At 32.7% G+C, this 15,141-nt stretch carries 14 protein-coding genes; all 14 read left to right on the top strand.

What is annotated here, in order from left to right; all coding sequences use genetic code 11:
* Window positions 1-5: 5 nt before the first annotated feature.
* The 14 genes from BUB90_RS16535 (at window position 6) to BUB90_RS16470 (ending at window position 15,047) form a co-directional block, all read left to right on the top strand.
* Window positions 6-1,571 carry a flagellin N-terminal helical domain-containing protein gene (locus BUB90_RS16535; protein ID WP_073289551.1) on the top strand — a complete coding sequence of 522 codons (1,566 nt, stop codon included), beginning with the start codon at window positions 6-8 and terminating at the stop codon, window positions 1,569-1,571.
* 148 nt (window positions 1,572-1,719) lie between these two features.
* Window positions 1,720-2,196, top strand: coding sequence for a flagellar assembly protein FliW (gene fliW / locus BUB90_RS16530; RefSeq protein ID WP_242952563.1), 477 nt, complete (start codon window positions 1,720-1,722; stop codon window positions 2,194-2,196).
* Window positions 2,197-2,418 (top strand): carbon storage regulator CsrA, encoded by a 222-nt coding sequence (gene csrA, locus BUB90_RS16525; RefSeq protein ID WP_073289550.1) that lies wholly within the window; start codon window positions 2,197-2,199, stop codon window positions 2,416-2,418.
* Between the two features lie 134 nt (window positions 2,419-2,552).
* Complete coding sequence (locus tag BUB90_RS16520; RefSeq protein WP_073289549.1) at window positions 2,553-2,966, top strand: flagellar protein FlaG; 414 nt, start codon at window positions 2,553-2,555, stop codon at window positions 2,964-2,966.
* 13 nt (window positions 2,967-2,979) lie between these two features.
* Window positions 2,980-5,331 (top strand): flagellar filament capping protein FliD, encoded by a 2,352-nt coding sequence (fliD, locus tag BUB90_RS16515; protein ID WP_073289548.1) that lies wholly within the window; start codon window positions 2,980-2,982, stop codon window positions 5,329-5,331.
* A gap of 172 nt (window positions 5,332-5,503) precedes the next feature.
* Complete coding sequence (gene fliS / locus BUB90_RS16510; RefSeq protein WP_073289547.1) at window positions 5,504-5,884, top strand: flagellar export chaperone FliS; 381 nt, start codon at window positions 5,504-5,506, stop codon at window positions 5,882-5,884.
* Between the two features lie 54 nt (window positions 5,885-5,938).
* Window positions 5,939-6,421 carry a flagellar export chaperone FlgN gene (locus BUB90_RS16505; RefSeq protein WP_084139324.1) on the top strand — a complete coding sequence of 161 codons (483 nt, stop codon included), beginning with the start codon at window positions 5,939-5,941 and terminating at the stop codon, window positions 6,419-6,421.
* Window positions 6,422-6,600: 179 nt separating this feature from the next.
* Complete coding sequence (locus tag BUB90_RS16500; RefSeq protein WP_073289546.1) at window positions 6,601-7,416, top strand: flagellin N-terminal helical domain-containing protein; 816 nt, start codon at window positions 6,601-6,603, stop codon at window positions 7,414-7,416.
* Between the two features lie 147 nt (window positions 7,417-7,563).
* On the top strand, window positions 7,564-7,878 hold the full coding sequence (locus tag BUB90_RS16495; protein ID WP_073289545.1) for a hypothetical protein: 315 nt from the start codon (window positions 7,564-7,566) through the stop codon (window positions 7,876-7,878).
* Between the two features lie 109 nt (window positions 7,879-7,987).
* On the top strand, window positions 7,988-9,832 hold the full coding sequence (locus BUB90_RS16490) for a motility associated factor glycosyltransferase family protein (protein ID WP_073289544.1): 1,845 nt from the start codon (window positions 7,988-7,990) through the stop codon (window positions 9,830-9,832).
* A gap of 20 nt (window positions 9,833-9,852) precedes the next feature.
* Window positions 9,853-11,538 carry a motility associated factor glycosyltransferase family protein gene (locus BUB90_RS16485; protein WP_073289543.1) on the top strand — a complete coding sequence of 562 codons (1,686 nt, stop codon included), beginning with the start codon at window positions 9,853-9,855 and terminating at the stop codon, window positions 11,536-11,538.
* Between the two features lie 13 nt (window positions 11,539-11,551).
* The gene (locus tag BUB90_RS16480) at window positions 11,552-12,454 is read left to right on the top strand and encodes a class I SAM-dependent methyltransferase (protein WP_073289542.1); all 903 of its coding nucleotides are present in this window, start codon (window positions 11,552-11,554) and stop codon (window positions 12,452-12,454) included.
* Between the two features lie 32 nt (window positions 12,455-12,486).
* On the top strand, window positions 12,487-13,497 hold the full coding sequence (locus BUB90_RS16475) for an acylneuraminate cytidylyltransferase family protein (RefSeq protein WP_073289541.1): 1,011 nt from the start codon (window positions 12,487-12,489) through the stop codon (window positions 13,495-13,497).
* A gap of 47 nt (window positions 13,498-13,544) precedes the next feature.
* Window positions 13,545-15,047, top strand: a complete 1,503-nt coding sequence (locus BUB90_RS16470; RefSeq protein ID WP_170865521.1) for an N-acetylneuraminate synthase family protein — start codon at window positions 13,545-13,547, stop codon at window positions 15,045-15,047.
* Window positions 15,048-15,141 lie beyond the last annotated feature (94 nt).

Here is a 15,141-nt window from a genome sequence, read left to right as displayed (position 1 = left end):
AGCAAATGAGAATAACAAACCAAATGTTAACGAATAACATGATGAGTAACATCAATAAGAATAAATATAATCTGAATAAATATGATGAACAGTATTCTACCGGAAAGAAAATTCAAAGACCATCGGATGACCCTATTATTGCTGTTAGAGCATTAAAATTAAGAACGAACATGGTACAGTTGAACCAATACATCGATAAAAATATTCCAGATGCTTTGGCTTGGATGGATGTATCAGAAAGTGCGTTGAAAAATGTAAATCAGTTATTAACAGATATGAATAGTTATTGTGTAGATGGTTCGAATGATGATCTAACAGTTAAAGATCGTAATAGTATTATCCAGAATTTATTGGAATTAAGAACACAGATATATCAAGAAGGTAATGCTAATTACGTTGGTAGACATGTATTTACTGGATATAAGACGGATCAAAGCTTAACTTACAGTTCAGCGGATGATTTGGCTAGAGAAAAATATAATATTACAGAAGATTTTAAAGGGACAGATTTAGAAAGTGTTACGAAGATAATTGGTTCATATACAGTTCCAGGTGATACGACAACAATTACGCCTGGACTATATGGAGATGCACCAACAACTATTGAAGCATATCGATTACGATTATCTTATGGTTCACTTGGGGATAAAGGAGAAGTATCTTGTAACCTAAGCTATAAAAAGGCTGATGGAACATCAGTTGGATTTGGACCGGGATTTCCAGCATCAGCAACTAACAATTATCAGATATTAAATTCAACAGATCTAGTTGGAGGTAAAAGTGCTTACGAAGTTGGAGATGATGAAGTACGTTTCTTAGCGGACACTGGAGAAGTGATTATTGGAAAAAATGTCTATAATGAAATGAGAAATGCAACAGATATTTCCGTAACTTATGATAAATTACAATTTTCAGAAGGGGAATTACGACCAGAAAACTTTTTCGATTGTTCCAAATATAAAGTTGGAGATGACGGAAAGATTCAAAAGGATGGTACTGGAAATCCCGTAATTGATGTAGAGTATACAAAAGAAGATCAAAAGATTGAATATGAAATCAATTTTGGACAAAATATAGCAGTTAATGTACAAGCTAGAAATGCGTTTTCACATGATATTGGACGTGATATTGAAGGATTAAAGGCATTAGCGGACGATGTTACAGCAACAGAGAAGAAGATAGCAGAAGTTAAGAAACTTCGTGAAGACGGAAATAATTCCGCTGTTACGAACGAGGCACTTGATAAATTATTAGAACAGATGAATACGGAACTTGTATTAAAGAACAGTGCGTTACAAAAAGGTTTTTCATCTGCAATAACAAGCACACAAAAACAGCAAGAAAAATTAAATATAGCCATTGCTGATTTAGGAAGCCGATATAGCCGTGTTGAATTAACTGAGAATCGTTTGGATAAGCAAAAGACAGATTTTACTGATTTACTATCTTCGAATGAAGACGTGGATATCGCGGAAGCATATATTAACTTATCAATGTCTCAGTTGATTTACAATGCTTCATTATCTGCCGCGTCAAAAGCTGTTTCAAATACACTATTGGATTTTATCTAAGGTATAATATAAGCAAAAAGAAATGTCAGAGTGGTGGAAAGATTAAACTTTTGCCACTCTTTTCTTAAAAGGAGCGTAGTGCGAAAGACAAATCTTTCGCACGCAAATTTGTGCTTGCAGCCCAAAGTTTGCAGGCTATGGAAAGGGTATGGTTATTAATATGCTAATAAATACAAGATGTTTTGGAGAAATTAATCTTGATGAGAATAAAATTGTAACATTTGAAAGTGGTCTCATGGGATTTGAACAATATAAGAGATTTACTATTTTGTATAATATTGAAGATGAGAAATCTAAGATTTCATGGTTACAAAGTGTTGATGAACCAAGTTTAGCTTTACCAATCATTGCACCAGGTGTTGTAAAAGAAGATTATAATCCTACTGTAGAAGATGAAGTATTAAGGCCGCTTGGAGAATTAACAGATGAAAATCTAGTGGTTTTTCTAACAGTAACGGTACCAAGTGATATTAAGAAAACGACAGTGAATCTGAAAGCGCCAATCATCATAAATGCAGATACAAGAAAAGGGTGCCAGATTATTGTAGAAAATTCTGAGTATACAGTACGCTATAATGTATATGATATTATGAAAGAAAGAAAAAAAGATAAGGGGGTCGAATAGATGCTAGCCCTATCCCGAAAAATAGGAGAATCAATCGTTATCAATAACGATATAGAAATTACAATATTAGAAATCAAAGGTGATCAGGTAAAAGTGGGAATCGCTGCTCCTAAGAGTGTACCAATTTACCGGAAGGAATTATATCTTCAGATACAAGAATCAAATAAAGAGGCTGCTGATAGTGTAGCCGGTGTGGAAGAATTATCTAATCTTTTTGACTAACACAAATACAATATTTACTAAAGGTATTAATATTTGGAACTTAAATGCCGATAGATTCTATAAGTAAATTATATTAAAAACTAAATTTAGAAGTGATTTTGAAACATTTAAATGCACACGGAGGTGTATATAGTATGGCAATTAATGGAGTGAAGCCAGGTTCACAGGGAACCGGAGATGTATCAAGTAAAGTTGCATCTGAGCCTGCAGTAACAGAAGTAGAAAAAGTAAGTGCACAATCTACTGACAATATGGGTGAACAAAGTGAACAGACAGCGAGTCAGGTAACGGAAAACCAACAACCAACTGATGAACAATTAGATAAGAAACTTAAAGATGCTATCAGTATGGCAAATAATAAGTTAAAGCTATCTCAGCCACTAACAAGATGTGAATTTACTTACCATGAAGATGTGAATCGTGTATCTATTAAGTTAATCGATAAAGATACAAAGGAAGTGGTAAAAGAAATTCCACCAGAAAAGAAGATTAAAATGATTGAAAAGTTGTGGGAGATTACGGGCTTACTTGTTGATAAAAAATTATAAGGAGGCATAAGATATGGCTGGAATTAGAATGACAGGTATGATATCTAACATGGATACAGAATCGATTGTAGAATCCATGATGGACGCGCATCGTCTAAAATTAACTAAGATAGAGAATAATAAAACTAAATTAGAGTGGAAACAAGATAAATGGAAAGAACTTAATACAAAGTTATATAAATTGTATCAAGAGCAAACCTCTAAATTACGTTTAACTTCTAACTACAAGTCAAAAAAAGTAACATCATCGAATGAATCGGTTGTTAAGGTAACTTCTGATAAGAATGCTACAGAAGGGACACATTCATTCACAGTAAAAGAATTAGCTAGTTCTCAATATGTTACTGGAGCGAAATTGGGTAGTGATGTTAAGGAGACTACTAAATTAGCAGATTTAGGATTCTTAAGTGGAACAACCATCAATATATCTGCTGCTAACGGTAAAAAGAATACAAGTTTAACAGTATCATCTAGTACAACATTAGGAGATTTTATTAAGTCATGTGGTAAAGTTGGTTTAAATGCAAGCTATGATGCAAAACAGCAACGTTTATTTATTGGCTCTGCTTCGAGCGGTACTGATCAAACATTTAGTATTACTAGTGATGTGTCTAATACAATCATAGGTGGAATAGGTGATGCCGACCAAGCAGCAGCAAAAACAGCTATGGAAACAATTTATTCTAACAAGAATGCAATTTCAGGGATGACTGATGTAGAAAAGACGGCTTTCTATGAAGCGGCGGCTGGAATTGATCTCAGTAAAACAGATGATGAACTTAAAGCAGCCAATGGCTGGAATGATACACAAGTGACTTATGCGAAAGCATATAAGAATTTATATGATATGACTGCTTCAAATAATGAGTCTACTAATAGGCAATTAGCTAATACAGAAGCAGAAAAGATTATACAAGAGGCTATAAAACAAGCAATCTACTCAGATACATCAGCAGGAACGGCTACCATCACTGATAAAGGAAATGCTACATATACAATTTCAGGGATTGCAAGTATAAGTTCAATTAACGCAGATGCTTCTGTTGAAGCCGATAAGACGATTGCTGAATATATGGATGGAACGTTAGCATCTACACAACCAGCATTAGCTGCCGCATTAGATGAGTATAAAGAAGCAGCAAAAGCTAAGATGCAATTAGAAAATCCCGATATAGATTTTAATGATCCAGATGTTATTGACCAGTTGAATAATAATATAAAGGATCGATATCAATCTGATTTGGTTGAAGAAAAAGTAAATGCTGAAGTGACAAGAGTTCTTGGTTCAACAGAAGGTATAGCAGCTTACACAGGGTACTCTGATTCAGTTGTTAATAAATCTTTTACTACGGCAAACAAAAATCTAATAAGTAATATCCAGGGTGTTATTAACAGTGGCGGTGCTGGACTAGCTGGGTCTACTACTAGTGTACTTGATAGTTTAGGAATAGGAAATATTACCACATCAGTAGGCGCAGATGGAAAAATTACTACAAAATCTACAAATACTAATTGTGTAACAGTAAGTGCAGCGGATTGTAAGGTTGTCTATAATGGTGCAGACTTAACAAGTTCATCGAACTCGTTAACTGTTAATGGGTTAACTTTTGAAGCTGTTAGTGTTTCAGAACAAGATGGAAGTGGAAATTATAAGCCAACTTCAATTACTGTTACAAAAGATTCGAAAGGTATGTACGATATGGTGAAGAAATTCCTTACAGAATATAATTCAATTCTTAAGGATATGAATACCCTATACTATGCGGATTCAGCTAGGGGATATAATCCATTAACTGATGAAGAAAAAGAAGCCATGACAGATGATCAAATTAAATTATGGGAAGACAAAATTAAGGATTCGTCATTAAGAAGAGATACTACACTTGGTGGTATTACATCAGCTATGAAGCAGGCTATATCAACAACAGTTGAAGTCGATGGAAAAAAATATTCTTTATCAAGTTTCGGTATTATGACATCAAGAGATTATACAGAAAAGGGATTGCTTCATATATATGGTGATAAAGATGACGCTACTTATTCTGATAAAGATGATAAATTAATGAAAGCAATTGAAGAAGATCCAGATTTAGTTGCAAAAGTTATGGCTGGAATTACTGATAATCTTCACTCGACATTAATGAATAAGATGAGCAAAACTTCATTAAGTAGTGCGTTAACGTTTTATAATGATAAGCAAATTGATAAGCAGATTAGTCAATATAAAAAAGATATTAGTACTATGGAATCAAAATTAAAAGATAAAGAAGCGGCTTACTATAAGCAATTTACAGCAATGGAGAAAGCACTTGCTGCAATGCAGTCTCAACAAAGTGCACTATCAGGCTTGTTAGGTTCAAATTAATTTGCTATAATATAGATACATTGAGAGTATTAGAATAAGTTTGATATAAAATTATTTGTGATATTGGTTAAAAAACTACCGATGTATCAATTGGATAAGGTTACCTAGTTCTACAGTGAATAGAATTGGTAACCTTTCTTGATAAGTACATCAAATTAAGGAGGAAGTTATTATGGCATTTAATTATGCTGCTGCTTATCAAAATAATAAAGTACAGACTGCATCGAAAGGAGAACTAACTCTTATGCTATATGATGCAGGTATTAAATTTGTTAACAAAGCAATTATTTCAATTGAAAAGAATGATATTCAAGGGGCTAATGCGAATATTATAAAAGCTGAAGATGTAATAGTTGAGTTTCGTTCTACTTTAGATCATAAATATCCAGTTGCAAAAGATTTTGATGTTGTTTATGATTTTATGTATCGCAGACTTATTGAAGCAAACATTAAGAAGGATAAAGAAATTCTAGAAGCAGTATTAGTGGATTTTAAGGAAATGCGAGAAATATGGATGCAAGTTATGAAACAAGGCAGACAGCAAGCGAAATAGATTTAAATATTGATACTCATAGTTGTATAATGAGAAAATATAAGAGGTGCCAAATTGGATAATAATTCAACATATATACAAGTGATGATTCAATCATTAAATAGAAAGATAGAGGTTCTTGAGAAAATCATTGGATATACTCAGGAACAAGAACATGTCTTAAAAGAAGAAGAAGTGGACCTTGATCAATTTGGTGATTTGATTGATGAGAAGCAAAAATGGATCGAGCAATTGAATTTACTTGATACAGGATTCGAGAAGTTATTTGAACGTGTGAAGGAAGAAATTCAGTTACATAGAGAAGAGTATCATGAAGAGATAGAACAGATGCAAGGTTTAATAAAAAAAATCACAGATTTAGGTGTAGTACTTCAGACAAGTGAGCTTCGAAATAAGGTTCGTTTTGAACAATATAGTGCTAACAAAAAGAAAGAAATACGTGAATTTAAGATGAGTAATACAAGTGCTTCGAAATATTATCAGAATATGGCAAATCAACATCAAGGACAATCGTACTTTCTTGACAAAAAAAAATAAATATTTTATTTTTTGCTGTTAAGTTTTTTATATAATAAGTCGATAAATAAATTGTAAAAGAAAATTATTATAATTAGCTCGGGAGCGTACGGCCTAAAGTTAATTATTGTGAGTTTCTTCGGTAAAAAACATAATTTAAGCAGCATGGATGCTGCTGGTAATTCAAGGAGGAAAACAATATGATTATTCAACATAATATGACAGCTGCTAATACTAGCAGACAATTAGGTATCACTACTGGTAACTTACAAAAATCTACAGAAAAATTATCTTCTGGTTATAGAATTAACCGCGCTGGTGATGACGCTGCTGGTCTTTCTATTTCTGAAAAGATGAGAGGACAAATCAGAGGTTTAGAGCAAGGCTCAACAAACGCTCAAGATGGTATCTCTTTAATTCAAACAGCTGAAGGTGCTTTAAATGAAACTCACTCAATCATCCAAAGAATGAGAGAATTAACTGTACAAGCAGCTAATGATACTAATGCTTCTGAAGATAGAACTGCCATCTCTAAAGAAATGGATCAGTTACAAACTGAAATTAGTCGTATTGCTAATGAAACAGAATTCAATACTAAGAAACTTCTTAATTCTAAGAAGACACTTGATTTCCAAGTAGGTGCTAATAGTAATCAAAAAATTTCAGTAAACACTGCTAAAATGACTGCAACAGCATTAAAGATTGAAAAAGCAAAAGAAAATGTATCTACATTTACTAAAGCAACAGCTTACATTAAAACTCTTGATGCTGCATTAAAGTCAGTTTCTGAATTCAGATCAGATCTTGGTGCTGTTCAAAACAGATTAGAGCATACTATTGCTAATGCTGATAATACAGCAGAAAACTTAACTGCAGCTGAATCACGTATTCGTGACGTTAATATGGCAGATGAAATGGTTAAATTCTCTAAGAACAACATTCTTCAACAAGCAGCTCAATCAATGCTTGCTCAAGCTAACCAATCTACACAAGGTGTATTATCAATTATTGGTTAATTTTAATTCTGTTCTTAGATAAAAAGGTTGGCATTTTGCCAACCTTTTTTCTTTAATTATGAATATCGCGAGCGTAGACTGATTCATCTGAGTAATTGCAAGTGATATAATAAGAATTTATAGAATAATGATATTGCGGAGGAGTACATGGAAGTTAAAATTAAGAATAATGTAAATGAATTAATAATGTTACTAGACGAGATAACATTATGTTTTTACCAACAAAAAAAAGAAGAGGGATATAGTAAATTAGACTGCGTATTGTCAAAATTATCTGATGTTATGGATGAAATAGTGTATATAAAAGATACGAATAAAGAAATTCCGGTGGATATTATAAAGTTGAATAAAGCCTTAAACTTGGGATTGCAAGCTTTACAAGAAAACGATATCGTTATGTTTAGTGATGTAATGCACTTTGAATTTGTAGAACAATTATATGAAATTCAACGGTTTCTTTAGATAATAGAATTATGCATTATGCGGTAGTGAAAATAGAATATTGCGAAATAAAATACACAGTTGTTTTATTTCGCAATATTCCATTAAAAATAATAGGAGCATATAAAACATGGGAATGAAAAAAAATAATCTAGAAATTATAAAACAAGAAGCATTGTATTTATACAATGCACTAGAAGCTATTGAAGAATATCAAGCTGTGGAAACACTGTTAATTCAAACAGATGTTGCGTATAATAAGAGCTTGTATTCAGTGATAAAAAAAGAAGATAAAATTTTACGTTTGAATAGTAATTATAATCCTGAATATGAAGCAGATCGCTGGGCAGAACAATATGATTCTATTACATATGGGAGAAGTAAAAGGGTTTTTTTGGGGTTTGGATTCGGTAATGGTTATTTTATACGTTCTTTATTAAAAAAAAGAGAACCAGATGAGGTTGTTATTGTGTATGAACCTTGCATAGATATGTTTCTTAGTACGATCGAAATGTATGATATTGCTGATATTTTTAAAGATGAAAATTTTTTCCTTATCGTTGAGGGGTTAAATCAAGAAAGTCTTTCTGAAATATTGAGGAAATATGAATTGGAAGTAATGCGAGGACAGATCACATTATTTCCAATACCACAGTATGAAACGTTATTTAATGAGGAGTTACAATGGTTCATGGAGATGTATAATAATATATTTATATCTGCAATCATGAATCGTAATACCGCTACTATGTTTGGAGAAAGATGGGCGGAGGCTGAAATTGATAACCTGTTGACTATACTTAGTTCTAATATGCTTGAAGAATGTGAAAATATGGTACAAGCTAATATTCCGATTATTCTTGTTGCATCGGGACCGTCATTAACGAAGAATGCTAGTTTCCTTAAAGAAGCGAAAGGAAAGGCTCTGATTTTGGCGGTAGATTCAGCGGCAAAATATTTATATCATTTTGGAGTGGAACCAGATTTTATCATTAGTGTTGACGTTAGAAAATCATTAAGCCATTTTCAAAATTCTATTTCTATAAATACACCAATGCTTGCCAGTGTGACAGCTAATCCCGAGGTTATTAGAGCGAATAAGGCTAGGAAAATATTTTTTGATGATGAAGGTTTAATCAAACAACTTAAGGGAATAAATACAAAGTCAGCTAACCTACAAGGTGCAGGCTCTGTTGCTACTACAGCTTTTGAAATAGCAAGGTATCTTGGTAGTAAGACGATAATTCTTATAGGGCAAGATTTGGCTTTTGAGGGAGATGCTTCACATGCTATGGGACAAAGATTGCAGGAGGATATTTCAACTGAATATCATGAATTAGTCGAAGGAAACAATGGAAATCTATTAAAAACAAGGTTTGATTGGTATAAGTATCTCTGTTGGTATAATGAAACAATACCACAATTTGATGGCGTAGTTGTCAATGCGACTGAAGGCGGTGCCAAGATTCAAGGGACAGAGGTTCTTTCATTGAAGGAAGCAATTGATAAATATTGCTTAGAAGATTTTGATGCCAGTCGTATATTTAAACAATTGGATGATAAGAAAATAGATAATATTACTAATAAAGAAATGGGATGCAAAGCTATAAAATCATTACAAAGTGAGTTGCTCAATATAAAACAAAAGATAGATAAGGCACTGCAGATAACAGAAGAACTGATTCTGGAAAACGGTAAGGTTAATTATGAATCTTATCGGATGAGAGATAACGTGAATCAACTTTTTAAAATAAATGATTATATTAATAAATCCGCAGTTAATGAAATTTTGGAGCAATATACTTATGCTACAACTATGAAAGAATATCAGGATTTATTTGTGAAGTTTAAGGAGCAAAAGGATAATCGCGCTCACGTGTATGGAAAATCTAAATGTGTATATGAATCTTTGAATAAAGCGATAGAGAAGTTATTACTTAAACTGGATACTTTAATACTTTCTATGGAAAGCTAAGAGTAATAGGAGGAATAAAAGTGTTGACAAGGACTGATGAAATATTAGAAAATAATTGTTTAGTGATTGAAATGCTTGATAATATTGTATTGTATTTTCGACAACAAAATTTTGATAAAGGGATTCGTAAATTTGAAATTTTAATTAATAAGCTTGAAAAACTAATATCAAATTATGACTTAGTGATTACTAAACTAGATAATTATGATACAAATTATAATGAAGAAACTTTATTGAATATACTTAATAATATCTTACAAACTCAAGAGAATAGAGATTATATTCTGCTTTCTGATTTACTGGAGCTACAATTACGTCCATTTGTTATTAAGATACAAGAATGGATAATTACTGAGTTAGATTATAATCTTTTGAATATAAATGAAGAGAAAAATCTACAAGCCATAATAAAGACTGATAAAGATTTATATCTACAATCACAAATGGAGGTTAATGGAAAAGCAGAACTTCATTGTGAATATACTGCGAGTGGATTCCCTACAGTAAAGTGTTTTTTTGAAGGTAAGGAGTTCTATTTTCATAGTAATAATAATCCACAATTTGAAGCTGCAATTATGGCGACCACTTGGTATTCAGATGATAAGCATAAATATATTGTATATGGATTGGGGTTAGGATATCATATCTGTCAATTGTGTGAGATTGATAGTTACATAGAAATTGATGTTTATGAATCTAATTTAGCTATGTTACAATTAGCTATTGTCTATGGTGTTTTAGAAAGGTGTTTGCTAAGTGGACAAGTTCGTGTTCACTATGATCCAGATCATACGAAATTAGCAACAAAGCTCAATGAGGTTGATGAAGATACTGAATTTGCCATCCATGAACCATCGTTAAGAATTATTGAGGAAGCAAATATACGTGATCGTATGGAAGAATATTTTCTCCATTACCAATCGGTTAAAAATCAAAAAGGAATTCTGAAGGGCAATTTTCGATATAATGTGCACAATTATGATAGTTATGTGGATGAACTATTTCCTCTGTGGAAAGATAAAGATATATATATTATCGCTGCAGGGCCTTCACTTGATTTGAACTATAATATGTTAAAAAATATTGGAGAAAATGGGGTTATATTAGCAACAGGAACTGTGTATAGAAAATTAATGGCCGCTGGCATCAGACCGGATTATGTGATACTATCAGATGGAAACGCTAGAGTAATTTCGCAAATTGCTGGGTTAGAAAATGAGACTATACCAATGTTGATTCTTTCTTCAGCCTATAAAGAATTTGCAAAAAGATATCTAGGTAAGAAGTACTTAATCTGTCAAGAAGGTTTTTCTATGGCGGAGGAATTTGCAAAAGAGAAAGGATACAAGGTATATAAAACAGGCGGAAGTGTTTCAACAACAGCGTTAGATGTAGCTATATCACTTGGCGCGAAAAGGATTGTGTTTGTAGGCTTAGATTTGGCTTATCCCAACAATCTCGTACATGCTGAAGGTACTTCAAGAAGGCATCTAGCTGCTGATAATGACTTAAAAACTGTTAAAGATGTTAATGGGGATTTGGTAAAGACAAATAAACATCTAGATGTATATCGAAGATGGATTGAAGAGCGGATACGTACAACTTCTAATGGTGTTGAATTTATAGATGCAACCGAGGGTGGAGCATATATAAATGGCACGAAATTAATGAGATTAGAAGATGTAGTAAATAAATACTATAGTTAAAAGAGGATATTATATGGAAAGAGTAAAATGTACATTATGCGGAAATGAGGAAGTATTACCAATAAATAATTCGATTAGAAATGTTACAGATGATATTCTTAAGATGTATCAATGCACAAAGTGTCACACGCACTTTATATATCCACTTCCGAAAGAGACTGAGTTAGAGGCCTATTATGATGGAGAATTTCGTGCAGAAGTTCATACAAAAGCATATTATGAAAAATCATATATGGATAACATATTCAATAATTTTACTCCGGAGGCAAAAATACGTGTAAAGCGTGTGTTAAGTGAGCTAAAAGAATCAGATGATATTCTTGAGGTTGGCACTTCTGTAGGGTATTTTTTGTCAGCAATTTCTGAACATGTTCATCTTGCATACGGAACAGAATGGGATAGCGGTGCTAGGGGGTACATTGAGGAAGTTATTGCAAATCCAAAGATTAAGACTGCTAAGAATCCATGGGATTTTGAACAAAAGTTTGATAAGATATTTATGTTTCATGTGCTTGAGCATATTGAATACCCAGTGGAATTCTTACAAAGATTAAAAAAACAATTAAAAACTTGCGGTAAAATATATATAGAAGTCCCAAATGTAGACGATATTATGGTGAAAACTTTTGAAAACGATGCCTTTAAAAACTTCTATTATAAAAAAGCGCATATATTTAACTTTAATGAGGTAGGTCTAAATTATATATTTGATCTTGCAGGATTTAAGTCTGAAATCCGTTTTATACAGAGATATGATTTATCTAATCATTTCCATTGGCTAGCAAAGGGATTGCCGAGTGGAAATGGATATTATAAAAATATTTTATCGAATGAAGTTAACGAAGAATACGTAAAATGTCTTGTAAAAGCAAAACAAACAGATACTTTATTCGCTGTAATTGAACTTGAAGATTAGGCGTTTTATAGGTATATGAAGGAGGAAGTAAGGTGAATATACTCGCGATAATACCAGCAAGAAGTGGCTCGAAAAGTGTACCGCATAAAAATATACGACTAATTAATGGAAAACCAATGATTTCCTATTCGATCGAACATGCATTACGGTCTAAACTGATTAATCGAGTTATTGTTAGTACAGATAGTGAAGAATATGCAAAGATTGCAAGAGAATATGGCGCCGAAACACCTTTTATTCGTCCAGCTGAATTTGCTGAAGATACATCTCTTGATATTGATGTGTTTTATCATTGCCTTATGTATCTAAAAAAGACAGAAGGTTACGAAGCTGATATAGTAGTTCAATTAAGACCTACTTATCCAATAAGAAATCCTGAGGATATCGATCGAATGATTATGATGTTACAGGAGAATGAATATGCGGACTCTGTACGGAGTATGGTTATGGCAACTGAAATTCCCTATAAGATGTGGAAGAAAGGTGAAAATGGTACCATTCTACCGATTGCAACAGATATTCCAGAGTGTTATAATATGCCACGTCAAGAATTGCCGATAGCATATTATCAGAATGCATGTATTGATGTAGTACGAGGACGGGTTATATTAGAAGAACGTTCGATGTCTGGAAAAACAATATTAGGTTATGAGATGGAAGATAACTATGATATCGATACAGAGGAAGAACTAGAACGTGCAAAGAATCAGCTTAGAATTACCAACGGTGGTAAACGCTTTGTATTTGATATTGATGGCGTTATAGCAAAATTAGAGCCTAATAATAATTATGAATTATCAGAAGCCAATTCTACCATGATTGAAGTAGTGAATAAATTATATGATATGGGCAATGAGATTATTCTTTTTACTGCAAGAGGGTATGTAACGGGCATGGATTGGTCTGAGGTTACTAAAAATCAACTATCAAAATGGGGAGTAAAGTATCATGAGCTTAATTTTGGCAAGCCAAATGCCGATTATTATATTGATGATAAATTTATTGATATGAATGTATTGTTAGAGATGTTTCTTGATAAATAGAATATCAAATAATATTTGATATTCTTTGTGAACGAGAGGAGTTTATGATGGAAAAACAAAATCATATTTTTGATGATTTATTTATCTTTGAGATGGCTAATAGTCATCAAGGAAGTGTAGAACATGGTATTGATATCATTCATGCTATGGGGAAAATTGCGCGTAAACATAATATTAAGGCTGCAGTAAAATTACAGTATAGAAATTTGGATACTTTTATTCATCCTGATTATAAAGATAGAACAGATGTAAATCATATACCAAGATTTATGAGTACTCGTCTTACATATGATCAATTCACACAACTAGTAGACGCAGTTCGTGAAGAAGGAATGATTACAATGGTTACACCATTTGATGAGGATAGTGTTGGTTGGTGTATGGATCAAGGAGTCGATATTATTAAAGTAGCAAGTTGTAGCGCACTTGATTGGCCGTTTCTTACAGAAGTCGCAAGAACGCAAAAACCTATTATAATATCAACAGGAGGTAAGACATTATCTGATATTGATAAATTATATAATTTCTTCACTCATAAAGGGTGTGAATTTGCTTTCTTACACTGTGTTGCCGAATATCCAGCACCAATGGAAAGATTACAATTGGATTTTATTGACCGTATGAATCGTCGTTACCCAGAAGTAACGATCGGATATTCTGGACATGAAGACCCAGATGATAATACAGTCCCAATGTTAGCGGTAGCGAAAGGTGCACGAATTTTAGAGAGACATGTTGGGTTGCCAACTGAAACAATTACTCTTAATTCGTATTCAATGAATCCTGAACAAGCCGATCGTTGGGTTCAAGCAGCAGTTAATGCAAAGTCTATGTGTACAACAAAGAAAGAAAATGATAAATATGTAAGCCAAGAGGAAATTGACTCTTTGAATTCGCTTATGCGTGGGGTCTATCTTAATAAAAATATAAAAGCAGGTGAAGAAATTCATAGAGAAGACGTATTCTTTGCTATGCCATGCCATGACAAGCAAATGAATAGTGGTGAATTTATCGAAGGGATTATTGCGAGTAAAGATTATAAAGTCAATGAAGAACTTCATGAAAAAAGAAAAGTTACACAAATAAGTCAAGTGAGAAGTGTTATTCATGATGCGAAAGGTATGCTTTATGAGGCAGGGATTGCATTAGGAGAGGATTTCGAAGTTGAACTTTCACACCATTTTGGAATGCAACACTTTAGACAAATTGGTGCGATTATCATTAGTATTATTAATAGAGAATATTGCAAGAAATTATTAATTGTATTACCTGGACAAAAGCACCCGATCCATGCGCATAAAGTGAAGGAAGAGACATTCCAATTATTATATGGGGATTTGTTAGTTAATATTGAAGGTAAGGAAAGATATATGAAGCCTGGAGATATTCAAACTGTATTACGTGGTGAAAAGCATTCGTTCACTTCTACAAAGGGTGCAATATTTGAAGAAGTTTCAACCACTCACGTAAAGAGTGATTCTTATTATGAGGATCCTAGAATTAGTAAATTAGATCCAATTGAGAGAAAGACTATTTTGAGAAGATGGTAATATATCACATGATTTAAGCTGGTTATAAATGTTATTTTGGAAATGTATTTAATCTCTAATCAAGATGTAAGGGTTAAGAAATAAGTATAAACTG

The organism is Anaerosporobacter mobilis DSM 15930 (assembly GCF_900142955.1).
Lineage (GTDB): Bacteria > Bacillota > Clostridia > Lachnospirales > Lachnospiraceae > Anaerosporobacter > Anaerosporobacter mobilis.
The sequence above is the reverse complement of the archived record's forward strand: the minus strand, read 5'-3'. Positions and strand labels throughout refer to the sequence as shown.

Coding starts and splice junctions, on each gene's coding strand:
- BUB90_RS16535 (WP_073289551.1), top strand. CDS start 6: ATGAGAATAACAAACCAAATGTTAACGAATAACATGATGAGTAACATC.
- fliW (WP_242952563.1), top strand. CDS start 1,720: ATGGTTATTAATATGCTAATAAATACAAGATGTTTTGGAGAAATTAAT.
- csrA (WP_073289550.1), top strand. CDS start 2,197: ATGCTAGCCCTATCCCGAAAAATAGGAGAATCAATCGTTATCAATAAC.
- BUB90_RS16520 (WP_073289549.1), top strand. CDS start 2,553: ATGGCAATTAATGGAGTGAAGCCAGGTTCACAGGGAACCGGAGATGTA.
- fliD (WP_073289548.1), top strand. CDS start 2,980: ATGGCTGGAATTAGAATGACAGGTATGATATCTAACATGGATACAGAA.
- fliS (WP_073289547.1), top strand. CDS start 5,504: ATGGCATTTAATTATGCTGCTGCTTATCAAAATAATAAAGTACAGACT.
- BUB90_RS16500 (WP_073289546.1), top strand. CDS start 6,601: ATGATTATTCAACATAATATGACAGCTGCTAATACTAGCAGACAATTA.
- BUB90_RS16495 (WP_073289545.1), top strand. CDS start 7,564: ATGGAAGTTAAAATTAAGAATAATGTAAATGAATTAATAATGTTACTA.
- BUB90_RS16490 (WP_073289544.1), top strand. CDS start 7,988: ATGGGAATGAAAAAAAATAATCTAGAAATTATAAAACAAGAAGCATTG.
- BUB90_RS16480 (WP_073289542.1), top strand. CDS start 11,552: ATGGAAAGAGTAAAATGTACATTATGCGGAAATGAGGAAGTATTACCA.
- BUB90_RS16470 (WP_170865521.1), top strand. CDS start 13,545: ATGGAAAAACAAAATCATATTTTTGATGATTTATTTATCTTTGAGATG.